The sequence below is a fragment of the Gardnerella sp. DNF01195 genome (assembly GCF_049244175.1).
Lineage (GTDB): Bacteria > Actinomycetota > Actinomycetes > Actinomycetales > Bifidobacteriaceae > Bifidobacterium > Bifidobacterium leopoldii.
The window spans coordinates 1,258,964-1,278,980 of sequence record NZ_CP058383.1 but is presented as its reverse complement, the minus strand read 5'-3'; the positions used below and the strand labels follow the sequence as shown (position 1 = coordinate 1,278,980).

Annotated in this window: 31 protein-coding genes; all 31 read left to right on the top strand. The window is 48.5% G+C overall.

The window, feature by feature from the left end:
* Nucleotides 1–5 precede the first annotated feature (5 nt).
* Nucleotides 6–2,180, top strand: coding sequence for a 4-alpha-glucanotransferase (gene malQ / locus HXT43_RS04920; RefSeq protein ID WP_100209130.1), 2,175 nt, complete (start codon nt 6–8; stop codon nt 2,178–2,180).
* Nucleotides 2,181–2,436: 256 nt separating this feature from the next.
* The gene (gene rplM / locus HXT43_RS04915; protein WP_004574093.1) at nt 2,437–2,886 is read left to right on the top strand and encodes a 50S ribosomal protein L13; all 450 of its coding nucleotides are present in this window, start codon (nt 2,437–2,439) and stop codon (nt 2,884–2,886) included.
* Between the two features lie 17 nt (nt 2,887–2,903).
* Nucleotides 2,904–3,392 carry a 30S ribosomal protein S9 gene (gene rpsI, locus HXT43_RS04910; protein ID WP_004105525.1) on the top strand — a complete coding sequence of 163 codons (489 nt, stop codon included), beginning with the start codon at nt 2,904–2,906 and terminating at the stop codon, nt 3,390–3,392.
* Between the two features lie 367 nt (nt 3,393–3,759).
* Entirely contained in the window at nt 3,760–6,465 is a 2,706-nt protein-coding gene (adhE, locus tag HXT43_RS04905) for a bifunctional acetaldehyde-CoA/alcohol dehydrogenase (RefSeq protein WP_004105523.1), read from the top strand.
* Between the two features lie 322 nt (nt 6,466–6,787).
* Nucleotides 6,788–7,096, top strand: coding sequence for a 30S ribosomal protein S10 (gene rpsJ / locus HXT43_RS04900; protein WP_003808013.1), 309 nt, complete (start codon nt 6,788–6,790; stop codon nt 7,094–7,096).
* A 16-nt stretch (nt 7,097–7,112) separates the two neighbouring features.
* Nucleotides 7,113–7,763: a 50S ribosomal protein L3 gene (rplC, locus tag HXT43_RS04895; RefSeq protein ID WP_004105519.1), complete on the top strand. Its 651-nt coding sequence runs from the start codon at nt 7,113–7,115 to the stop codon at nt 7,761–7,763.
* A 5-nt stretch (nt 7,764–7,768) separates the two neighbouring features.
* Complete coding sequence (gene rplD / locus HXT43_RS04890) at nt 7,769–8,434, top strand: 50S ribosomal protein L4 (protein WP_004105517.1); 666 nt, start codon at nt 7,769–7,771, stop codon at nt 8,432–8,434.
* A gap of 5 nt (nt 8,435–8,439) precedes the next feature.
* Nucleotides 8,440–8,736 (top strand): 50S ribosomal protein L23, encoded by a 297-nt coding sequence (gene rplW, locus HXT43_RS04885; protein ID WP_004105515.1) that lies wholly within the window; start codon nt 8,440–8,442, stop codon nt 8,734–8,736.
* A gap of 34 nt (nt 8,737–8,770) precedes the next feature.
* Nucleotides 8,771–9,601 carry a 50S ribosomal protein L2 gene (gene rplB / locus HXT43_RS04880; protein ID WP_004574091.1) on the top strand — a complete coding sequence of 277 codons (831 nt, stop codon included), beginning with the start codon at nt 8,771–8,773 and terminating at the stop codon, nt 9,599–9,601.
* Between the two features lie 15 nt (nt 9,602–9,616).
* Nucleotides 9,617–9,895 carry a 30S ribosomal protein S19 gene (rpsS, locus tag HXT43_RS04875; protein ID WP_004114357.1) on the top strand — a complete coding sequence of 93 codons (279 nt, stop codon included), beginning with the start codon at nt 9,617–9,619 and terminating at the stop codon, nt 9,893–9,895.
* Nucleotides 9,896–9,911: 16 nt separating this feature from the next.
* Nucleotides 9,912–10,271: a 50S ribosomal protein L22 gene (gene rplV / locus HXT43_RS04870; RefSeq protein ID WP_004105510.1), complete on the top strand. Its 360-nt coding sequence runs from the start codon at nt 9,912–9,914 to the stop codon at nt 10,269–10,271.
* 2 nt (nt 10,272–10,273) lie between these two features.
* Nucleotides 10,274–11,092, top strand: a complete 819-nt coding sequence (rpsC, locus tag HXT43_RS04865) for a 30S ribosomal protein S3 (protein WP_004574090.1) — start codon at nt 10,274–10,276, stop codon at nt 11,090–11,092.
* 4 nt (nt 11,093–11,096) lie between these two features.
* A complete protein-coding gene (rplP, locus tag HXT43_RS04860; protein WP_004109684.1) occupies nt 11,097–11,516 on the top strand; it encodes a 50S ribosomal protein L16 in 420 nt (139 codons plus the stop codon).
* Nucleotides 11,516–11,767: a 50S ribosomal protein L29 gene (rpmC, locus tag HXT43_RS04855; protein WP_004105502.1), complete on the top strand. Its 252-nt coding sequence runs from the start codon at nt 11,516–11,518 to the stop codon at nt 11,765–11,767. The genes rplP and rpmC overlap by 1 nt, the downstream gene beginning before the upstream one ends.
* A gap of 2 nt (nt 11,768–11,769) precedes the next feature.
* On the top strand, nt 11,770–12,036 hold the full coding sequence (gene rpsQ, locus HXT43_RS04850) for a 30S ribosomal protein S17 (RefSeq protein WP_004114365.1): 267 nt from the start codon (nt 11,770–11,772) through the stop codon (nt 12,034–12,036).
* Between the two features lie 91 nt (nt 12,037–12,127).
* Nucleotides 12,128–12,496, top strand: coding sequence for a 50S ribosomal protein L14 (gene rplN / locus HXT43_RS04845; protein WP_004574089.1), 369 nt, complete (start codon nt 12,128–12,130; stop codon nt 12,494–12,496).
* Between the two features lies 1 nt (nt 12,497).
* Nucleotides 12,498–12,833, top strand: coding sequence for a 50S ribosomal protein L24 (gene rplX / locus HXT43_RS04840; protein WP_004105501.1), 336 nt, complete (start codon nt 12,498–12,500; stop codon nt 12,831–12,833).
* Entirely contained in the window at nt 12,830–13,402 is a 573-nt protein-coding gene (gene rplE, locus HXT43_RS04835) for a 50S ribosomal protein L5 (protein WP_004109679.1), read from the top strand. The genes rplX and rplE overlap by 4 nt, the downstream gene beginning before the upstream one ends.
* Before the next feature lies 1 nt (nt 13,403).
* A complete protein-coding gene (locus HXT43_RS04830; RefSeq protein WP_003808046.1) occupies nt 13,404–13,589 on the top strand; it encodes a type Z 30S ribosomal protein S14 in 186 nt (61 codons plus the stop codon).
* An 86-nt stretch (nt 13,590–13,675) separates the two neighbouring features.
* Nucleotides 13,676–14,074, top strand: a complete 399-nt coding sequence (rpsH, locus tag HXT43_RS04825) for a 30S ribosomal protein S8 (RefSeq protein WP_004105495.1) — start codon at nt 13,676–13,678, stop codon at nt 14,072–14,074.
* A gap of 16 nt (nt 14,075–14,090) precedes the next feature.
* Complete coding sequence (gene rplF, locus HXT43_RS04820; RefSeq protein WP_004105494.1) at nt 14,091–14,630, top strand: 50S ribosomal protein L6; 540 nt, start codon at nt 14,091–14,093, stop codon at nt 14,628–14,630.
* Between the two features lies 1 nt (nt 14,631).
* Entirely contained in the window at nt 14,632–15,003 is a 372-nt protein-coding gene (rplR, locus tag HXT43_RS04815; protein WP_004109670.1) for a 50S ribosomal protein L18, read from the top strand.
* Nucleotides 15,000–15,728 (top strand): 30S ribosomal protein S5, encoded by a 729-nt coding sequence (gene rpsE, locus HXT43_RS04810; RefSeq protein ID WP_004574087.1) that lies wholly within the window; start codon nt 15,000–15,002, stop codon nt 15,726–15,728. Before rplR ends, rpsE begins: the two co-directional genes overlap by 4 nt.
* Complete coding sequence (rpmD, locus tag HXT43_RS04805; RefSeq protein ID WP_004105491.1) at nt 15,728–15,910, top strand: 50S ribosomal protein L30; 183 nt, start codon at nt 15,728–15,730, stop codon at nt 15,908–15,910. The genes rpsE and rpmD overlap by 1 nt, the downstream gene beginning before the upstream one ends.
* Before the next feature lie 2 nt (nt 15,911–15,912).
* A complete protein-coding gene (gene rplO, locus HXT43_RS04800; protein WP_004105490.1) occupies nt 15,913–16,368 on the top strand; it encodes a 50S ribosomal protein L15 in 456 nt (151 codons plus the stop codon).
* Between the two features lie 195 nt (nt 16,369–16,563).
* Nucleotides 16,564–17,907, top strand: coding sequence for a preprotein translocase subunit SecY (secY, locus tag HXT43_RS04795; protein WP_004574086.1), 1,344 nt, complete (start codon nt 16,564–16,566; stop codon nt 17,905–17,907).
* Between the two features lie 28 nt (nt 17,908–17,935).
* The gene (locus HXT43_RS04790) at nt 17,936–18,496 is read left to right on the top strand and encodes an adenylate kinase (protein WP_004574085.1); all 561 of its coding nucleotides are present in this window, start codon (nt 17,936–17,938) and stop codon (nt 18,494–18,496) included.
* Nucleotides 18,497–18,638: 142 nt separating this feature from the next.
* Nucleotides 18,639–18,857: a translation initiation factor IF-1 gene (gene infA / locus HXT43_RS04785; RefSeq protein WP_004105485.1), complete on the top strand. Its 219-nt coding sequence runs from the start codon at nt 18,639–18,641 to the stop codon at nt 18,855–18,857.
* Nucleotides 18,858–18,877: 20 nt separating this feature from the next.
* On the top strand, nt 18,878–18,991 hold the full coding sequence (rpmJ, locus tag HXT43_RS04780) for a 50S ribosomal protein L36 (protein WP_003842636.1): 114 nt from the start codon (nt 18,878–18,880) through the stop codon (nt 18,989–18,991).
* A 144-nt stretch (nt 18,992–19,135) separates the two neighbouring features.
* Nucleotides 19,136–19,513, top strand: coding sequence for a 30S ribosomal protein S13 (gene rpsM, locus HXT43_RS04775; RefSeq protein WP_004105472.1), 378 nt, complete (start codon nt 19,136–19,138; stop codon nt 19,511–19,513).
* A gap of 83 nt (nt 19,514–19,596) precedes the next feature.
* Nucleotides 19,597–19,995 (top strand): 30S ribosomal protein S11, encoded by a 399-nt coding sequence (rpsK, locus tag HXT43_RS04770; protein WP_004105468.1) that lies wholly within the window; start codon nt 19,597–19,599, stop codon nt 19,993–19,995.
* Nucleotides 19,996–20,017 lie beyond the last annotated feature (22 nt).

Here is a 20,017-nt window from a genome sequence, read left to right as displayed (position 1 = left end):
GAATAATGGAGCGTATGGATAATACAACAGATGAAGAAGTAGCAATGAAGCCATTACACCGTCTTGCTGAATTAATGGGCGTTGGCGTGAGTTTTATTGGTTCAGATAATCAAAAACACGAGATTCAAGATAACGTATTAGTTTCGGTTTTAGGCGCATTAGGCGTGGACGCTTCGACCAATGAGGCAATAGAAAAATCTACAAACGACGTTTTAGCGTATCGACATGGACGCATTATTGCGCCAACTATTTTGCACACTGTTGGCAAATGTGATGAAGTTACAGTTAATACGGGAATATTAGAATACCCAGTTGCAACATTGACATTGGAAAATGGTGAACAATATAAAGGCGATTTAACTATTGTTCCTAACGAAAATGATGTTGCATACCCTGTAAATGGAAAATTTGTTGCAACATCTCTTATAAAAATTCCTGAAGATGTGCCAATGGGTTATCACACATTGCGTGTGACGGTTGGTGAGCGTCAAGAAGAGGCAACACTTATTAGTGCTCCAGAAAGCATTGATACGCTTAATTCCTTGGAACCAAATGGAGAACAGCTTTGGGGATGGATGGCACAACTTTACTCAATCCGTTCTTCAAAGTCTTGGGGCGTTGGTGATTTTGCTGATTTGGCGACTCTTCTTACTGAAGCTAAGCAAAAAACTGGTGCTGACTTTGTGCTAATAAACCCAATGCATGCAGGTGAGCCTATAACTCCGCTTACTCCATCTCCATACCTGCCGGTTGCTCGAGGAATGGTAAATGTAACGTATATTCGCCCAGAAAGTATTCCTGAGTACGAAACGTTAAACGATAAAACTCGCAAAGAAATTGAAAAGCTTCATGGACAGGTTGAGCCGCTTAACAATGACGCGCAAATAATAGACCGTGATTCCATGTGGCGTGTAAAAATGCGTGCATTGTGGCTGATTTTCAAGGCTGGTATGTCTGAAACTCGCGCTCGCGTTTTTAATGAGTTTAAGCAGGAGATGGGTGACAGGCTTGAATCTTATGCTACTTGGTGCTTGTGCTATGACAAGTGGGGTGCTCCAAAGGGTGACGATTGCTGGGAGAGGACTCTTACTAAGGATTCTGATCAAGTTCGCGAATTAGCTAATCGTTTCCCAGATACTCTTGAGTTTTATCGTTGGCTTGAGTGGGTTGCTTTTACGCAATTGCATGATGCTCAAGTTGCTGCTCGTAACGCTGGTATGAAAATCGGCATTATGTCTGATATGGCTGTTGGCGTGCATCCTGCAGGATCTGAAGTTTGGTGGAATCCAGAGCGATTTGCTAACGGAGCTACTGTTGGTGCTCCGCCTGATTACTTCAATCAGCAAGGTCAAGATTGGTCTCAGCCACCTTTGCATCCATTTGAGCTTGAGCGTACTGGTTTTAAAACATACCGAGATATGGTTCATGGAATGTTTGCTTCAGCAGGCGCTGTTCGCATCGACCATATTCTTGGACTTTTCCGCTTATGGTGGATTCCAGAAGGTTCAGCTCCAAGTGGCGGTGCTTATGTTTACTACGATGCTGATATTATGCTTGGCATTTTGGCAATTGAAGCCGCTCGCGCTCACGGTGTAGTTGTTGGCGAAGATTTGGGTGTTTTGCCTGCAAATGCTTTGGAAGTGTTGCGCAAGAAGGCTGTGCTTGGTTGCACGGTTGAATGGTTCGAAGAGCGTGACGGCGAATTCCGCACTCCAGACAAGTGGCGCGAAATGACGCTTGCATCTGTAAATACGCATGATTTGCCTCCTGCTGCCGGCTATTTGCGCTATGAACAGGTTAATATTCGTGAGCGTTTGCACTTGCTTACTGGTTCTGTTGAAGAATTCCGCGCTGGCGCTGAGGCAGAGCATCGCGCTATGATGCGAATGTTGGTCAAAGGTGGTTATTTGGATGCTCAGTTGCTTGAAGATGAGGATGCTCATACTCAGGAGATTATTGAGGCATTGTATCGCGCTTTGAAGGATGCTCCTTCGCGTTTGCTTGCTGCTTCTTTGGTTGATGCAGTTGGAGAGTATCGTACGCAAAATCAGCCTGGAACGAATGACGAGTATCCAAATTGGCGTATTCCGTTAGCTGATGGTGAAGGCAATCCTGTGTCTTTGGACAATATGTTTGATTTGCCTAGAGTGCGGTCGCTTTCAGCAATTATGAACGCGTGACGTTTTGCGATTCGTTTTGCGATTCGTTTTGTAATTCGTTTTGTAATTCGTCGCAGCCTTATATAAAATATACATTTGCAAGTAGTCGCCACTTGGCGATATACTTGCAGATTGTTGTGTTTCCCTAAGGGGTCCTTCAAAGCGCTTTTCCCACTCGCCATCGAGGACTTTCAGGGAGCCCACGGATTATGAGTAAAATATTTTCTATAAACCAAGAAAATATACGCTCGAAACACAATAGAGAAAAGGTACGATTGTGAAGACTTTCACACCGAAACCAGCAGATTTAACTCATGACTGGTACATCATCGATGCCACTGACGTGGTACTTGGTCGTTTGGCCTCTCAGGTAGCAATCTTGCTGCGTGGTAAGAATAAGCCAACGTTTGCTCCTCATGCTGATTCTGGCAATCACGTTATTATTATTAACGCTGAAAAGATTGCTTTGACTGGCAATAAGTTGAGCAAGGAACTGTATTCCCACTCTGGTCGTCCAGGCGGCCTTCGTCGTGATAGCTATGCAGAGCTTTTGGAGAGGAATCCAAAGCGTATTATCATGACTGCCGTTAAGGGCATGCTTCCAAAGAATCGTCTTGCTAAGGTGCAGCTTGACCGTCTTCGTGTGTTCACCGGCGCTGAGCATCCGCACACTTCGCAGAAGCCACAGGTCTTCGAGATCGCTCAGGTCTCTCAGCAGGCTAAGTGAGATCAAGGAGAATAGATATGGCAGAAAATAACAACTCCGCGGTTCTTGAGAACGAAGAAGAACTGACTAGCTACACCACTGAAACCAATGCTGGTGCAGGCACTGGTACTTCCGCCATCGAGCCAGGCTATGGCACTGGTCGTCGTAAGGAAGCTGTTGCTCGCGTGCGCTTGGTTCCTGGCTCCGGCAAGTGGACTATCAATGGTCGCACTTTGGAGGAGTACTTCCCATCTCGTTTGTTGCAGCGCGAAGTGAATTCACCAATCGTGTTGCTCAAGCTTGAAGGCAAGTTTGATGTTGTAGTCCTCGTTGACGGTGGTGGTACCACTGGTCAAGCTGGTGCTATTCGTTTGGGTGTTGCTCGTGCATTGAATGCTATCGATCGCGATGCAAACCGTGTTGCTTTGAAGAAGGCTGGCTTCTTGACCCGCGACGCTCGCGTTGTGGAACGCAAGAAGGCTGGTTTGCACAAGGCACGTCGTGCACCTCAGTTCTCGAAGCGTTAAGTTTCGCGAATTTATATTTGCAAATGGCTCCTGGTTTTGCTGGGAGCCATTTTTTGTATTTTTTATTATTTATTAAATTAAATTAAATTTGTTGAGTAAATGTTATAAATAGTGTGCAACTAGCCGTTAAAATTGACATTCTAGAAAAATTTATCTATTAATTGAACATAAATTATTACAAATAAGAACAAATAACGAACAATAGAGGATAAAGCTCGCTCATAAATAGCGCAACTCGCTTCAAAGATGCGAAAGTACAGCAAAGAGGCTAAATTGTGACTTGTATCACATATTTAGCGGTGAATACTAAATTAGTCTGCTCATAAGTCTATTGGTACCGCTGGTGGAACTATCGAGGAGGATACTCATGGTTGAGGCACAACACCAAGCCGAGACTGGCAAAACTGCTAGTGCTGATGACGTTGCGTTAGCTGCTCAAAATGAAGTTGATCAACTTGTTGAAAAAGCAACCGTCGCTTTGAATGAGTTTGAGAAGCTTAATCAGCAGCAAATCGATCATATTGTTGCTAAAGCTTCAGTGGCAGCGTTGAATAAACATTTGGTTCTTGCAAAGATGGCTGTCGATGAAACAGGTCGTGGCCTAGTAGAAGACAAAGCTACAAAAAATATCTTTGCATGCGAACATATTACGCATTATCTAGCAGGTCAAAAAACAGTTGGTATTATTCGCGAGGACGATGTTCTCGGAATTGACGAAATAGCTGAACCGGTTGGTATTGTTGCAGGCGTAACTCCAGTTACTAACCCAACTTCTACAGCTATTTTTAAGTCGCTTATTGCACTTAAGACTCGTTGTCCAATTATTTTTGGATTCCATCCTTTTGCGCAAAAGTGCTCTTCTGAAGCAGCTCGAATTGTTCGCGATGCTGCTGTGGCTGCAGGCGCGCCAAAAGATTGCATTCAGTGGATTGAACATCCTTCAATTGAAGCTACCGGTGCATTGATGAAACATCCAAAGATCGCAACTATTCTTGCAACAGGCGGTCCTGGAATGGTTAAGGCAGCATATTCTTCAGGAAAACCTGCTCTTGGTGTGGGTGCAGGAAATGCTCCTGCATATGTCGATAGTGACGTTGATATTGTGCGCGCTGCAAACGATTTGATTCTTTCAAAGCATTTTGATTACGGAATGATTTGTGCAACAGAGCAAGCAATTATTGCGCATAAGGATGTGTATGAGCCATTACTTCGCGAATTGAAGCGCAGGAAAGCATATTTTGTTAATGCTGACGAAAAAGCTAAGCTTGAACAATATATGTTTGGATGCACTGCATATTCTGGAAATACACCAAAACTTAATTCCGTTGTTCCTGGTAAGTCTCCGCAATATATTGCGCACGAAGCTGGATTTGAAATTCCAGATGATGCTGTGATTTTGGTTGCAGAGTGCAAAGAAGTTGGCGAAATGGAGCCGCTTACTATGGAAAAGCTCGCTCCTGTACACGCAATGCTTCGTGCAGAAAATAAGGAACAAGGCTTCAAGATGTGCGAGCAGATGCTTGTACATGGAGCTGGTCACACTGCTGTAATTCACACAAATAATCAAGATCTTGTGCGCGAATATGGTGTTCGTATGCATGCTTGCAGAATTGTTTGGAATTCTCCTGGATCTCTTGGTGGCGTTGGAGATATTTACAACGCGATTGCTCCTTCGCTTACTCTTGGATGCGGATCTTATGGTGGAAATTCCGTTTCCGGCAACGTACAAGCTATAAATCTTCTTAATATTAAGCGTATTGCACGAAGGAATAATAATATGCAATGGTTCAAGATTCCGGCTAAAACTTATTTTGAGCCGAATGCTATTCGTTATTTGAGGGATATGTACGGCGTTGAGCGCGCAGTTATTGTGTGCGATAAGGTTATGGAGCAACTTGGCGTAGTCGATAAGATTGTTGATCAGCTTCGTGCTCGAGATAATCGCGTTAGCTTCCGTATTATTGATTACGTTGAGCCTGAGCCAAGCGTTGAAACAGTTGAGCGAGGGGCTGCAATGATGCGTGACGAATTCCAGCCAGACACAATTATTGCTGTTGGTGGTGGTTCGCCAATGGATGCTTCTAAGATTATGTGGCTTATGTATGAGCATCCGGAGATTTCTTTCGCTGATTTGCGAGAAAAGTTCTTCGATATTCGTAAACGCGCATTTAAGATTCCGCCTCTTGGCAGCAAAGCTAAGCTTGTTTGCATACCAACTTCTTCCGGAACTGGTTCTGAAGTTACGCCTTACGCTGTTATTACAGATCACAAGACTGGATACAAGTATCCTATTACGGACTACGCTTTGACTCCAACGGTCGCAATAGTCGATCCTGTTTTGGCTCGTACGCAGCCGCGTCGATTGGCATGCGATTCTGGTTTTGATGCCTTAACTCATGCTATGGAAGCTTATGTTTCTGTTTACGCAAATGATTTTACGGATGCTATGGCTTTGCATGCTTCGAAACTTATTTGGGAAAATCTCAACGATTCTGTGAATTGCGAAGATTCTCAGCGCAAGGTTGAAGCGCAAGAAAAAATGCATAATGCAGCTACTATGGCTGGAATGGCGTTTGGTTCTGCATTCTTAGGAATGTGCCACGCTATGGCTCATACTATTGGTGCTTTGTGCCACGTTGTACACGGTCATACAAACGCAATTTTGCTGCCTTACGTTATTCGCTATAACGGTCAAATTCCGCAAGAGCCAACTAGCTGGCCAAAGTACAACCGCTATATTGCTCTTGAGAGATATCAGGAGATCGCTAAGAATCTCGGTGTAGATCCTGGTAAAACCCCTGAAGAAGGCGTTGAAAATCTTGCTCGTGCTGTTGAAGAGTATCGAAATGAAAAGCTTGGAATGGACGCTTCGTTTAAGGCTTGTGGCGTAGACGAAGAGTACTACTGGTCGATACTTGACAATATTGGCATGCGTGCTTACGAAGATCAGTGTGCGCCTGCAAATCCTCGTATTCCGCAAATTGAGGATATGAAGGATATTGCTATTGCTGCATATTATGGTGTTTCTCAAGAAGAAGGCCATCGTATGCGTTTGGAGCGTGAAGCGGCGTAATTATTTGCGTATTTAGTTAATAATGGCAGAAGCTCAACTAATTGTAGTTTCTGCCATTTTTTGTTGGAAAATAGCCGACACGCCCGGTTTTTAATAATCGAAGGTTGATGGTTTAATTACTTAGTTGCCTGTTTTAAGGCTCGCATATTGTAATTAAAAAAAGCGAGCGCGGAAGCAAAAACTTTGAATCGAAATCTTTTTGTATGAATAGGTTTTTGATGCCGCGCACTGATGTGGAATTACCCTAGGGGTTTATTCTCGCCGGTGCCCTTGAATTCAGGTTGGTAAACAGTAAACGAATCGCTAGAAAGGGCGGACGGCAATGGCGGGACAGAAAATCCGCATCAGGCTTAAGTCCTATGACCATGAGGTCATCGACCAATCGGCGAAGAAAATCGTCGAGACGGTGACGAACGCGGGCGCCACAGTAGTGGGTCCGGTTCCTCTGCCGACCGAGAAGAACGTGTTTGTTGTTATCCGTTCTCCTCATAAATACAAGGATTCTCGCGAGCATTTCGAGATGCGCACTCATAAGCGCCTCATTGACATCGTAGATCCAACGCCAAAGGCTGTGGATTCTTTGATGCACATTGACCTGCCTGCGGATGTAAACATCGAGATCAAGCTGTAGGAAGGGGGAGAAAGTAATGTCGCAGAATAAGAATCGCACTGCATTGCTCGGCCGCAAGCTGGGTATGTCGCAGGTTTGGGATGAAAACGGCTTCTTCGTCCCCGTAACTCTGGTTGAAGTTGCTACTAACGTAGTTACCGCTGTAAAGACTGTAGAGTCTGACGGTTATTGCGCAGTACAGCTCGGTTATGGCCAGATTGATCCTACCAAGGTGACTAAGCCATTGGCTGGTCATTTTGCAAAGGCTGGTGTAACTCCTCGTCGTCACCTCGCTGAGGTGCGCACCGAGAACGCAGCAGATTATCAGCCAGGTCAGGAATTGACTGCTGAATTGTTCGCTGAGGGTTCTGAAGTAGATGTCACTGGCACTACCAAGGGTAAGGGCTTTGCTGGCACTATCAAGCGTTGGGGCTTCAAGTCCTATCGCCGTACTCACGGCTCGCACAAGAACGAACGTCGCCCAGGTTCTGTGGGCGCTTGCGCAACTCCAAGCCGCATTTTGAAGGGCAAGCGTATGGCTGGTCGCATGGGTCATGTGACTTCCACCGCGCTTAACCTCACAATCGTTTCTTCGGATGTCGAGAACGGCATTCTCGCTATTAAGGGCGCTGTTCCAGGTCCTAAGGGCGCAATCGTTCTCGTCCGTTCGGCAGTGAAGGGAGCCTGATAATTATGGCAAACGTAACTCTGAACGTCACTGATACTAAGGGCAATGCAAGCGGAACCGTTGAAGCTCCTGCTGAAATTTTCGGCATCTCCAACGAAGACGTTTTAGCTCACGGTCCACTGGTTCATCAGGTCGTAATCGCTCAGCTTGCTGCTGCTCGTCAGGGCACCCATGCTGTGAAGAATCGTGCTAATGTTTCCGGCGGCGGTAAGAAGCCATGGAAGCAGAAGGGCACCGGTCGTGCTCGCCAGGGTTCCATTCGTGCTCCTCAGTGGGTACATGGTGGCGTTGTTCACGGTCCAGTTCCTCGTAAGTACGATCAGCGCACCCCGAAGAAGATGAAGGCAGCTGCTCTTCGCTACGTTCTTTCGGATCGTGCAAATGCTGGACGTATTGCTGTAGTTGACTTTGGTATTAAGGATGTTCCATCCACCAAGACAGCTGTTGCAGCACTTACTCCTGTGACCAATAACCAATTCACTACTGTTGTTCTTTCTCGTGAGAACATCAATGAGTGGATGTCTGTACGCAACATTCCAACTGTTCACGTGATCTTCGCTGATCAGCTCAACACTTACGATGTTGTTACAGCTCAGTACGTCGTCTTCTCCAAGGAAGGCTTCGAAGCCTTCGTTGCTGCTAAGACCGAGCCTGTCGTTAAGGAGGCCTGATTTAAATGGTCGCAGTCCATAACCCAGCACATGACGTAATTCTTAAGCCAGTTGTTTCTGAAAAAAGTTACGCAGCTTCTGATCGTGGTCAGTACACTTTCGTAGTGGCTCCAGATGCTAACAAGGTTCAGATCAAGCAGGCTATCGAAGAAATCTTCAAGGTCAAGGTGACAAACGTTAACACTTTGAACCGCGCTGGCAAGTTGAAGCGCTCTCGCACCGGTTTCGGCCGTCGTGTGAACCAGAAGCGTGCTATTGTCACCGTGGCTGAAGGTCAAACGATTGACATCTTTGGTAACTGAAGGCTAGCCGAGAAAAGTAAAGGAATACTATATTATGGCTATCCGCGTTTATAAGCCGACGACTGCAGGCCGTCGTAACGCTTCGGTTTCGGATTTTGCCGAGATCACGCGTTCTACGCCTGAAAAGTCGCTGGTACGCAAACTCAGCAAGACTGGTGGTCGTAACTCTTACGGCCGCATGACTTCTCGCCATCGCGGCGGCGGTCACAAGCGTCAGTATCGTCTCATCGACTTCAAGCGTTGGGACAAGGATGGCGTGCCAGCAAAGGTCGCTCATATTGAGTATGACCCTAATCGTTCCGCTCGCATCGCTTTGTTGCATTACGCAGACGGTGAGAAGCGTTACATTATCGCTCCTGAAGGCGTTGCCCAGGGTGATGTTATTGAGACCGGCGCTCAGGCTGATATTAAGCCAGGCAACAACCTGCCTCTGAAGAATATCCCAACCGGTACCGTGGTTCACGCAATTGAACTTCGTCCACTTGGTGGTGCGAAGATTGCTCGTTCCGCTGGTGCCGCTGTTCAGCTCGTCGCTAAGGATGGTGCTTATGCGCAGTTGCGTATGCCGTCTGGCGAAATTCGTAACGTGGACGCTCGTTGCCGCGCTACTGTTGGCGAAGTAGGTAACTCCGATCACGCCAATATCGAGCTTGGTAAGGCAGGTCGCGCACGTTGGCTTGGTCGTAGACCAATCACCCGAGGCGAATCCATGAACCCTGTGGACCATCCACATGGTGGTCGCACCCGTGGTGGTAAGCCACCAGTTTCTCCATGGGGCAAGGGCGAGGTTCGTACACGTCGTCCAAAGAAGGCTTCGAACAAGATGATTGTTCGTCGTCGCCCGAATGGTAAGAACCGCAAGTAAGGGAGTGTCGAATAGATGACTCGTAGCATCAAGAAGGGCCCTTTCGTCGACGCCCACTTGCAGAAGAAAGTCGACGAGCAAAACGACAAGGGTACGCACAATGTCATTAAGACTTGGTCGCGTCGTTCGATGATCACTCCTGATTTCATTGGACACACCTTTGCCGTACATGATGGCCGCAAGCATGTGCCGGTATTCGTTACCGAAGCCATGGTTGGTCATAAGCTCGGTGAGTTCGCCCCGACCAAGACCTTTAAGGGTCACGTGAAGGACGACAAAAAGGCACGCCGCTAAAGGAGAGTTAGGACACATGGAAGCTAAAGCAATCGCTCGTCACGTCCGCGTGACGCCGCGCAAGGCTCGCCGCATGGTCGACCTCATCCGAGGCAAGCGTGCAAGCGAAGCTATTACCATTTTGAAGTTTGCTCCTCAGGACGCATCATTGCCGGTGCGCAAGGTTCTTGAAAGCGCGATCGCTAACGCTCGCGTTAAGGCTGAAAAAGCCGGTGAACCATTCCGTGAGCAGGACTTGGTCATCAAGGAAACCTATGTGGACGAGGGTGTAACGCTTAAGCGTTTCCGTGCTCGTGCACAGGGTCGCGCTGCGCGCATTAACAAGCGCACAAGCCATATCACTGTTATCGTCTCGCTTAAGGAAGGAGCCCGCTAAAGATGGGTCAGAAGATCAATCCTTTCGGCTATCGCCTGGGCATCACCGAGAATCATCGCTCTAAGTGGTTCTCTGACTCCAACAAAGCTGGCGAGCGTTATCGTGACTTCGTCCTTGAGGATGACAAGATTCGCAAGGAAATGAGCCATGACCTCGAGCGTGCTGGCGTATCTCGTATCGTTATCGAGCGCACTCGTGATCGCGTTCGTGTAGATATTCACACTGCTCGTCCGGGTATTATCATCGGTCGTCGTGGCGCTGAAGCTGAGCGCGTTCGCGCAAAGCTCGAGAAGCTCACAGGCAAGCAAGTACAGCTCAACATCTTCGAAGTGAAGAATGCTGCACTTGACGCTCAGTTGGTTGCTCAGGGAATTGCGGAGCAGTTGACAAACCGTGTTACATTCCGTCGTGCTATGCGTAAGGCACAGCAAGATGCAATGCGTGCAGGTGCCAAGGGTATCCGTATCAAGCTCTCCGGTCGCCTTGGTGGCGCCGAAATGAGCCGCTCTGAGTTCTATCGCGAGGGTCGCGTTCCACTGCAGACTCTTCGTGCCTTGATTGATTACGGCTTCTTTGAAGCTAAGACCACATACGGCCGTATCGGCGTAAAGGTCTGGATCTACAAGGGTGATATGACCGAGCGTGAGTTCGAAGAGCAGCAGGCTCAGCAGGGTAAGCGTGAAGGTCGTCGTGGTGGCGATCGTCGTCCACGTCGTGGCGCACGTCCTGCTAACCAGCAGAAGGCTGCTGAAGCACAGGCTGAAAAGCCAGCTGAAGCTGCAGCTGCTGAAGCTCCTGCCGCAACGGAAACGAAGGAGTGAGCAGATGCTTATCCCAAAGAGGACTAAATATCGTAAGCAGCACCGTCCTACCCGTAGCGGCATGTCTAAGGGTGGCACCGAGATCGCTTTCGGCGATTTTGGTATTCAGGCGCTGGCTCCGGCTTACATCACTAACCGACAGATCGAGGCAGCTCGTATCGCAATGACTCGCTACATTAAGCGTGGCGGTCGTGTGTGGATTACGATCTTCCCAGATCGTCCATTAACCAAGCACCCGCTTGGTGCGCGAATGGGTTCCGGTAAGGGTGCTCCAGAATTCTGGATTGCCAACATCCACCCAGGACGCGTAATGTTCGAGATCGGTGGTGTTTCTGAGGACATCGCTCGCGAGGCTTTGCGCCGCGCTATCGATAAGCTCCCAATGAAATGCCGTGTTATTGCGCGTGAAGGCGGTGACATCTGATGCCAGTCGGAACTGCAGACTACACCATCAAGAATTTGAACGAGAAGACAAATGCTGAGATCGAAGGCTTCTTGAAGAAGTCTAAGGAAGAGCTATTTAACTTGCGCTTCCAGGCAGCAACTGGTCAACTCGAAAACAGCGCTCGCCTCAAGGCGGTCAAGCACGACATTGCCAGGATGTATACTATCCTGCGTGAGCGTGAACTCGGCATCAGCCAAGAGCCTGGCGCCACTGAGGTCAAGGAGAAGTAAGCATGGCTGAGAACCAAGAGCGCAACTTCCGCAAGGTTCGTCGCGGCTACGTCGTGTCCGAGGCCATGGACAAGACAATCGCCGTTGAGCTGGAGCAGCGTTCGACACACCCGCTTTACGGTAAAGTCGTTCGCTCCACCCGCAAGGTCAAAGCCCATGATGAACACAATGAGGCACATATTGGCGACCTCGTGAGTATTATGGAAACTCGGCCACTGAGCAAGACCAAGCGTTGGCGTCTCGACTCGATTATCGAGCGCGCCAAGTAAACAAGTTCGGCAAGGCTCCGCGCTTCACCTGTGTCTGCTACTGTGGTAGACACAGGTGAGTGGGGAGAACCAGCTCGGCTAAGGAGAATCAATGATTCAGCAGGAAACGCGGCTTCATGTCGCCGACAACACGGGTGCTAAGGAGTTACTTGCCATCCGCGTGCTCGGTGGATCGAAGCGACGCTATGCCGGCATCGGCGACATCATCGTCGCCTCCGTCAAGGACGCGATCCCTGGCGGGTCGGTCAAGAAAGGCGACGTAGTTAAGGCTGTCGTCGTCCGTACTGTCAAGGAACATCGCCGTGTCGATGGTTCCTATATTAAGTTCGATGAGAACGCCGCCGTAATTCTCGGCTCCGGTCGTGAACCAAAAGGCACTCGTATCTTCGGACCAGTCGGTCGTGAATTGCGCGATCAGCGCTTCATGAAGATTGTGTCCCTTGCTCCGGAGGTGATCTGATATGGTAGCCAAGATTAAGTCCGGCGACCAGGTGAAGGTCATTCGCGGCAAGGATCGCGGTAAGGAAGGCAAAGTAGTTCGTGTACTAGCCGATGACCGTTTGATCGTAGAAGGCGTTCAGGTCGTTAAGAAGCACGTTCGCGCCACCCAGCAGGGTCAGCAGGCGGGCATTGTTTCGGTTGAGGCTCCAATCCATCGCTCTAATGTGATGGTTATTGATCCAGAGACCAAGCAGCCTACACGCGTTGGCGTGATTGTTAAGCAAGAGGCTCGTGACGGCAAGGTTAAGACCGTGCGCGTGCGTGTCGCCAAGAAGTCCGGAAAGGAGCTGGCATGACCGATACTACAGTTGAGTTGCCGGCAACTCCGCGCTTAAAGCAACAATACAAGGATGAAATCGTACCAGCCTTGGAGAAAGAATTCGGCCACACTAATCCTATGCAGGTGGCTCGCGTGCAGAAGGTTGTCGTCTCTATGGGCGTCGGCGCTGCAGCTCGTGATTCTAAGCTCATCGAAGGTGCGATTAAGGATCTCACTTTGATTGCCGGCCAGAAGCCAAAGGTAACTAAGGCAAAGAAGTCTGTCGCTCAGTTCCATTTGCGCGAAGGTCAGGCTATCGGTGCTTACGTAACTCTTCGTGGCGATCGTATGTGGGAATTCTTGGATCGTTTGCTCACTCTGGCTTTGCCTCGTATCCGCGATTTCCGTGGTATCAATGGCAACCAGTTTGACGGTCAGGGTAATTACAACTTTGGTCTTACGGAACAGTCTATGTTCCATGAGATCGATCCTGACTCGATTGATCATCAGCGTGGTATGGACATCACCGTGGTGACTACCACCAAGGACGATGTGGAGGCCAAGTCTTTGCTTAAGCACCTCGGTTTCCCATTCAAGGAGAACTGAAATGGCAAAAACCGCTCTGAAAAACAAGGCGGCCGCCAAGCCGAAGTTCAAGGTACGCGCTTATACGCGTTGCCAGGTTTGTGGTCGTCCTCACTCCGTGTATCGCAAGTTCGGTCTGTGCCGCATCTGCCTTCGTGAGAAGGCTCATCGCGGTGAGTTGCCGGGTGTTACGAAGTCCAGTTGGTAAATATCGACGCTGAAGGTCCACTGCTTGAAGACAAAGTTCTCATATAGAGGCGGTGGAAACCACGGCGAGAAAGGGCGTTAGCCCACATGACAATGACAGATCCAATCGCAGACATGTTGACACGTCTGCGTAATGCGAGCGCGGCAAAGCACGATACCGTGGAAATGCCGTACTCCAAATTCAAGGCGAATATCGCCGAGATTCTGAAGCACGAAGGCTATATTAAGGACTTCGCTGCTAAGGAAGCTAAGGTTGGACAGACGTTGGAAATTACGTTGAAGTATGGCTCCAATGGCCAGCGTTCTATCCAAGGCATCAAGCGCATTTCTAAGCCAGGCTTGCGTCGTTACGCAAAGTCTGATGCTTTGCCAATGCCTCTTGGTGGCCTCGGTATTGCTATTATCTCGACCAGCTCGGGATTGTTGACTCAGAAGGAATGCCTCGATCGAGGCATTGGCGGCGAAATCGTCGCCTACGTATGGTGAGAAAGGAGAGCTGAAGATGGCATCGCATATTGGTAAGCTCCCCGTCGACATTCCTGCAGGCGTGGAAGTAAAGATTGAAGGTCAGTCCTTCAGCGTCAAAGGCGCTAAGGGTTCTGATTCTTATGAAATTCCAGAGGGAATCACCGCAGCAGTCGCTGACAATCAGATTGTTCTGACTCCAGTTGACGATTTGCGCCCAACTCGTGCAAAGCATGGTTTGGCTCGCGCAATTGTTGCTTCTATGGTGAAGGGTGTGCATGACGGCTACACCAAGACTTTGGATATTGTCGGTACCGGTTATCGTGCAGTGATGAAGGGCAAGGGCATTGAGTTCTCGCTCGGTTATTCTCACACTATTACCGTTCAACCACCGGCAGGTATTGAGTTCGAGTTGCCAAATCCTAACCAGGTAATCGTAAAGGGCACCGATAAGCAGACTGTTGGCCAGGTTGCTGCTAACATTCGTAAGCTTCGTGCCCCAGAACCTTACAAGGGTAAGGGTATTAAGTACACCGATGAACGTATCCTGCGCAAGGCTGGAAAGGCTGGTAAGTGATATGAGCGTTAAGATTTTCGGTAAGGGTACCAAAGTCGCACGTTTGCGTCGTCACGCCCGTCTTCGTAAGCACATTGCCGGCACATCTGAACGTCCTCGTTTAGTTGTTTCCCGTTCTAACCGTCATATGGTTGCTCAGATTGTGGATGATACCAAGGGAATTACTTTGGTAAGCGCTTCCACTTTGACTGCTGACTTCGCTGGTTTCACTGGCACGAAGACTGAAGCTGCAACCAAGGTTGGCGAATTAGTAGCGGCTAAGGCGAAGGAAGCGGGTATCACCGCTGTAGTCTTCGACCGTGGCGGTAACAAATATCATGGTCGCGTCGCAGCAGTGGCTGAAGGCGCCCGTCAGGGAGGTCTGGCACTGTGAGCGACAACGAAAAGGAAACCCAAGTGGCTGAAGAAACTCAGAACACTCAGGCATCCGCTGAGGAGCGTAACGATGATCGTCGTTCTCGCCGTAACAAGGGCGAGGGTAAGCGCGGCGAACGTCGTAATCGTCGTGAAGAAAACCGTGGCGAAGAGCTTCTGGATCGCGTAGTTACTATTAACCGTGTTTCCAAGACCCACAAGGGTGGTCGTACCTTTAGCTTTGCAGCACTTGTTGTTGTTGGCGACGGTAAGGGCACTGTTGGTGTTGGTTACGGCAAGTCTCGCGAAGTTCCAGCTGCTATTGCTAAGGGTCAGCTTGACGCTAAGAAGCATATGTTCACTGTTCCACGCATTCGTGGTACCGTCACTCATCCAGTGCTCGGTCACGATGCTGCTGGTACTGTGTTGCTCCGTCCAGCTGCTCCAGGTACTGGTGTAATTGCTGGTGGTGCTGTGCGCGCTGTTATGGAATGCGCCGGCATTACGGACATCCTCACCAAGTCCATGGGCTCTGCAACTGCTGTAAACGTAGTGCGTGCTACTGTGGACGCTTTGAAGAAGCTCGAAGAGCCAGAAGAGATTTCTGCTCGTCGTGGTCTTTCTCTTGAGGAAGTCGCTCCTGATGCTTTGCTCCGTGAGCGTGCTGCCGGCATTGCCGAAGCTCGCAAGGCTCGCGAAGAAGCTCAGGCCGCCAAGGCATCTGAAGCAAAGGATGGTGAGTGATGTCAAATTTGAAGATCACTCTGGTGCATGGTTTAGTTCATACAACTGAGCGCCAGCGCGCGAATGTTCATACGCTCGGCCTTCATAAGATTGGTCACAGCGTAGTTCGCGAGGACACCCCCGTCAATCGTGGCTTGGTTATGGCCGTTCGCCACTTGGTGAGCGTCGAGGAGGTCGACTGATTATGGCTAACGAAGAACCAATGCTGCATATGCACACGTTGCGTCCAGCTCCAGGAGCTAAGAAGGATCGCATCCGTGTAGGTCGTGGTGAAGGCTCTAAGGGTAAGACCTCAGGTCGTGGTGATAAGGGCACAAAGAAGCGTTATCAGGTTCGTCCTGGCTTCGAAGGTGGCCAGCTCCCACTGTACATGCGCTTGCCTAAGTTGCGTGGCTTCAAGAGTCCTTTCAAGAAGGAATTCCAAGTCGTCAACGTTGCAGATCTTGCTGAACTTTTCCCAAAGGGTGGCGAGGTTACTGTAGCTGACCTTATTACTAAGGGCGCTGTACGTGATGGCTATCCTGTAAAGGTTCTTGGTGATGGTGAATTGACTGTTGCCTTGACTCTTAAGGGTATGAAAGCTTCTGCTTCTGCTAAGGCAAAGGTTGAGGCTGCCGGCGGCTCCATCAGCGAAGAGTAGTTAAAGGCTACTTAAAGCTTGATGCAGTTATAAATCTGTGATAGTCCCTCTAGCATTGTCTAGAGGGACTATTTTTATCACCAAAACTCACCAATAACCTATTTCAGTAGGTACCGTGGGTTAAACTATTGCCTCAGAGTTTGTTTTTTGCACTGTTGCGCCTAGGAGTGCGCGAAAAAAGGGAGGAAGACCCAGGTGAAAACGTTAATCCAGGCCTTCAGGACGAAGGAGTTGAGGAACAAGATCCTCTTCGTCTTCGCTATGATAATTATTTATCGTATTGGTTCATTTATTCCGATTCCGGGTGTGGACTATAAAGTTGTGCATGCTTGCACTGTTAAATTAGCTTCATCGAGCGAGAACTTTATTGGGTTAGTTAACTTGTTCTCAGGTGGCTCGCTGTTGCAGCTTTCTATTTTTGCTTTGGGTGTTATGCCTTACATCACTGCTTCCATTGTGATTCAGCTTTTGCGCGTGGTTATTCCTCGCTTTGAAGCTCTTCATAAGGAAGGTCAGTCTGGAGAAACAAAGCTTACGCAGTACACGCGTTATCTAACTATTGGATTGGCAATTTTGCAATCTACTACGATTTTGGTAACAGCACGTACGGGTGCTTTGTTTAATTATCAGTGCGGAAATAATATTATTCCAGACGGAAGCATGTGGAGCCTTATTGTCATGGTTTTGATCATGACTGGCGGTACTGGTCTTATTATGTGGATGGCAGAACTCATCACCGATAAGGGTATCGGTCAAGGCATGTCTGTCTTAATCTTTATGTCTATTTGCTCTGGCTTCTTGCCAAAGCTTTGGGAAATTGGTTGGGGCACCAACGGTTCTAATGGCGATTGGAATAAGTTCGCTATTGTTGGTGGCGTTTTGATTGTTATCCTCATATTTGTTGACTTTGTTGAGCTTGCTCAGCGTCGTATTCCTGTGCAGTATACGCGCCGCATGATTGGCCGAAAAATGTATGGTGGCTCTTCGACTTATTTGCCATTAAAGGTGAATATGAGTGGTGTTATTCCACCAATCTTTGCTTCGTCAATTCTTGCTGTTCCTACTCTTATTGCCCAGTTTGGAGATAAGAGCAAGGCTTGGGTGAATTGGATTGAAGCTAATTTGGCTAATTCCACTTCTGCTTGGTATATTGCGTTTTACACAGTAATGATTGTGTTCTTCTGCTTCTTCTACACAGAGATTACTTTTAATCCTGATGAGACTGCAGATAACATGAAAGAGTATGGTGGCTTCATACCAGGCATTCGCGCTGGTAGTGCTACAAGTCATTATCTTAGCTATGTTATGAACAGGTTGAATACTGTCGGTGCTATTTATTTGCTCTTTGTTGCATTGATTCCTACCGTTTTGATTATGGCTTTGCATTTGAATACAAAATTGCCATTCGGTGGTACAACAATTTTGATTATTGCTGGCGTTGGTTTGGATACGTTGCGTCAAGCAAAGGCTCAGACTGAACAATTCCAGTATGCTGGTTTCTTGTTCAAGCATGATGAGCAAAAGCAAGTATCTAAGTAACTACAGTTAGCGAGCCAAGGAGATGAATATGCGATTACTAATTATGGGTCCACAGGGCGTTGGAAAAGGCACTCAGGCCGCTTTGTTAAGTGAGCATTATGGCATTCCAGCGATTTCTACTGGTGATATTTTCCGCTATAACCTTAAGAATCATACTGAGCTTGGAAAACAGGTTCAGGGATATCTTGACAAGGGCGAGTTGGTTCCAGATGAGCTGACTAACAACATTGTTAAGGATCGTCTTGCTCAAGATGATGCAAAGAGTGGTTGGATTCTCGACGGTTATCCTCGCAACGCTTCTCAGGTTCAAGCTTTAGATCGTATGTTGGAAGAGCTTGGCACTCCTCTTGATCACGTTGTGGCTCTCGAGGCTGAGCGCGATGTTTTGCTCGAACGCATGCAAAAGCGTGCAGTGGAGCAAGGCCGTTCTGACGATACTCCAGAAGTAATTGCTAAGCGTTTGGAAACGTATGAGAAAGAAACAGCTCCATTGCTTGATATTTATGATAGCCGCGGTCAGTTGGTTGAAGTAGATGGCGTTGGAGATATTAAGGAAATCAATAATCGCATTGTTGAATCACTTAATTAAGTAGTGCGTTTTTAAATTTAAAAAGTAAAATGCGTTCTGTTCGACACGCCGAGTGTTGAATGGGACGCATTTACTGTATTATAGAAGATTGGCGTGTCTTCGGATGCGCAAAGTAGTATGCCCAAGGAACGGAACGAGGCTCATGGCAAAAGACGGTGTGATTGAAGTCGAAGGCACGGTAGTAGAAGCACTACCAAATGCGATGTTTCGCGTTCAGCTTGAGAATGAGCACATTGTTTTAGCTACGATCTCTGGTAAGATGCGTAAAAATTATATTCGCATTCTTCCTCAGGATCGTGTAGTGCTAGAGATGAGCCCTTACGATCTGAATCGTGGGCGTATTACGTACCGTTATAAGTAAGGTACAAGCAAAGGAAAACCATGAAGGTCAGCCCTAGCGTGAAGAGGATCTGCGAAAACTGCCGCGTGATCCGCCGTCACGGCCGCGTCATGGTGATCTGCATTAACCCACGTCATAAGCAGCGTCAGGGCTGAGCAGATTTCCATCGCGGAATACAAAGAATAAGGCGCTAAGTCACAGCAGAAGCTGAACCCTGGGTGCGCAGGCCCAGGCCGCATTTAGTTTCTATTAATGCGGAAGACTTGGTGCACGACCTGCGTAACAGTAAAGGAATTACAATGGCACGTCTTGCCGGAGTAGATATTCCCAATGAGAAGCGCATTGAGATTGCCCTCACCTACATTTTTGGTGTTGGTCGTACTCGCGCTAAGGAAACGCTTGCCGCGACCGGTGTTAATCCGGACACTCGCGTCAAGGATCTTACGGATGAACAGCTGATCACCTTGCGTGATTATCTTGAGGCCAATTACAAGATTGAAGGCGATTTGCGTCGTGAGATCGACGCTGACATCCGTCGTAAGATTCAGATCAACTGCTATCAAGGCCAGCGTCATCGCAAGGGTCTTCCTGTGCGTGGTCAGCGTACCAAGACTAATGCTCGTACTCGCAAGGGTCCGAAGCGTACTGTCGCCGGGAAGAAGAAGGCCACCCGATAGTAGTCGGTGGTCGGCTCTAGGCCACGGATATATTTCCATCGTCTAGACATACCAACTCATTCGTCATTAGGAAACGAGGGTCAATGGCAGCTGCAAAGCAAGCCTCGCGCAAGCCGCGTCGCCGGGACCGCAAGTCGGTGCCGGTTGGGCAGGCGCATATTAAATCAACATTCAATAACACGATTATCTCCATTACCGATCCATCCGGTGCAGTCCTTTCTTGGGCTTCCGGCGGTGATGTCGGCTTTAAGGGTTCCCGTAAGTCGACTCCTTACGCTGCAGGTATGGCTGCTGAGTCTGCTGCACGCAAGGCAATGGAGCATGGCCTCAAGAAGGTCGACGTGTTTGTTAAGGGTCCAGGTTCCGGTCGTGAAACCGCTATCCGTTCCCTCCAGTCCGCGGGTCTCGAAGTTGGTTCTATTACCGACGTTACCCCGCAAGCGCATAACGGCGTACGCCCACCAAAGCGTCGCCGCGTCTGAGCACTCTTACGAATCCATCCAT

What these genes read in the sequence shown, in the direction of transcription:
- malQ (WP_100209130.1), top strand. Translation starts at nt 6, where the DNA reads ATGGAGCGTATGGATAATACAACAGATGAAGAAGTAGCAATGAAGCCA.
- rpsI (WP_004105525.1), top strand. Translation starts at nt 2,904, where the DNA reads ATGGCAGAAAATAACAACTCCGCGGTTCTTGAGAACGAAGAAGAACTG.
- adhE (WP_004105523.1), top strand. Translation starts at nt 3,760, where the DNA reads ATGGTTGAGGCACAACACCAAGCCGAGACTGGCAAAACTGCTAGTGCT.
- rpsJ (WP_003808013.1), top strand. Translation starts at nt 6,788, where the DNA reads ATGGCGGGACAGAAAATCCGCATCAGGCTTAAGTCCTATGACCATGAG.
- rplC (WP_004105519.1), top strand. Translation starts at nt 7,113, where the DNA reads ATGTCGCAGAATAAGAATCGCACTGCATTGCTCGGCCGCAAGCTGGGT.
- rplD (WP_004105517.1), top strand. Translation starts at nt 7,769, where the DNA reads ATGGCAAACGTAACTCTGAACGTCACTGATACTAAGGGCAATGCAAGC.
- rplW (WP_004105515.1), top strand. Translation starts at nt 8,440, where the DNA reads ATGGTCGCAGTCCATAACCCAGCACATGACGTAATTCTTAAGCCAGTT.
- rplB (WP_004574091.1), top strand. Translation starts at nt 8,771, where the DNA reads ATGGCTATCCGCGTTTATAAGCCGACGACTGCAGGCCGTCGTAACGCT.
- rpsS (WP_004114357.1), top strand. Translation starts at nt 9,617, where the DNA reads ATGACTCGTAGCATCAAGAAGGGCCCTTTCGTCGACGCCCACTTGCAG.
- rplV (WP_004105510.1), top strand. Translation starts at nt 9,912, where the DNA reads ATGGAAGCTAAAGCAATCGCTCGTCACGTCCGCGTGACGCCGCGCAAG.
- rpsC (WP_004574090.1), top strand. Translation starts at nt 10,274, where the DNA reads ATGGGTCAGAAGATCAATCCTTTCGGCTATCGCCTGGGCATCACCGAG.
- rplP (WP_004109684.1), top strand. Translation starts at nt 11,097, where the DNA reads ATGCTTATCCCAAAGAGGACTAAATATCGTAAGCAGCACCGTCCTACC.
- rpmC (WP_004105502.1), top strand. Translation starts at nt 11,516, where the DNA reads ATGCCAGTCGGAACTGCAGACTACACCATCAAGAATTTGAACGAGAAG.
- rpsQ (WP_004114365.1), top strand. Translation starts at nt 11,770, where the DNA reads ATGGCTGAGAACCAAGAGCGCAACTTCCGCAAGGTTCGTCGCGGCTAC.
- rplN (WP_004574089.1), top strand. Translation starts at nt 12,128, where the DNA reads ATGATTCAGCAGGAAACGCGGCTTCATGTCGCCGACAACACGGGTGCT.
- rplX (WP_004105501.1), top strand. Translation starts at nt 12,498, where the DNA reads ATGGTAGCCAAGATTAAGTCCGGCGACCAGGTGAAGGTCATTCGCGGC.
- rplE (WP_004109679.1), top strand. Translation starts at nt 12,830, where the DNA reads ATGACCGATACTACAGTTGAGTTGCCGGCAACTCCGCGCTTAAAGCAA.
- HXT43_RS04830 (WP_003808046.1), top strand. Translation starts at nt 13,404, where the DNA reads ATGGCAAAAACCGCTCTGAAAAACAAGGCGGCCGCCAAGCCGAAGTTC.
- rpsH (WP_004105495.1), top strand. Translation starts at nt 13,676, where the DNA reads ATGACAATGACAGATCCAATCGCAGACATGTTGACACGTCTGCGTAAT.
- rplF (WP_004105494.1), top strand. Translation starts at nt 14,091, where the DNA reads ATGGCATCGCATATTGGTAAGCTCCCCGTCGACATTCCTGCAGGCGTG.
- rplR (WP_004109670.1), top strand. Translation starts at nt 14,632, where the DNA reads ATGAGCGTTAAGATTTTCGGTAAGGGTACCAAAGTCGCACGTTTGCGT.
- rpmD (WP_004105491.1), top strand. Translation starts at nt 15,728, where the DNA reads ATGTCAAATTTGAAGATCACTCTGGTGCATGGTTTAGTTCATACAACT.
- rplO (WP_004105490.1), top strand. Translation starts at nt 15,913, where the DNA reads ATGGCTAACGAAGAACCAATGCTGCATATGCACACGTTGCGTCCAGCT.
- HXT43_RS04790 (WP_004574085.1), top strand. Translation starts at nt 17,936, where the DNA reads ATGCGATTACTAATTATGGGTCCACAGGGCGTTGGAAAAGGCACTCAG.
- infA (WP_004105485.1), top strand. Translation starts at nt 18,639, where the DNA reads ATGGCAAAAGACGGTGTGATTGAAGTCGAAGGCACGGTAGTAGAAGCA.
- rpmJ (WP_003842636.1), top strand. Translation starts at nt 18,878, where the DNA reads ATGAAGGTCAGCCCTAGCGTGAAGAGGATCTGCGAAAACTGCCGCGTG.
- rpsM (WP_004105472.1), top strand. Translation starts at nt 19,136, where the DNA reads ATGGCACGTCTTGCCGGAGTAGATATTCCCAATGAGAAGCGCATTGAG.
- rpsK (WP_004105468.1), top strand. Translation starts at nt 19,597, where the DNA reads ATGGCAGCTGCAAAGCAAGCCTCGCGCAAGCCGCGTCGCCGGGACCGC.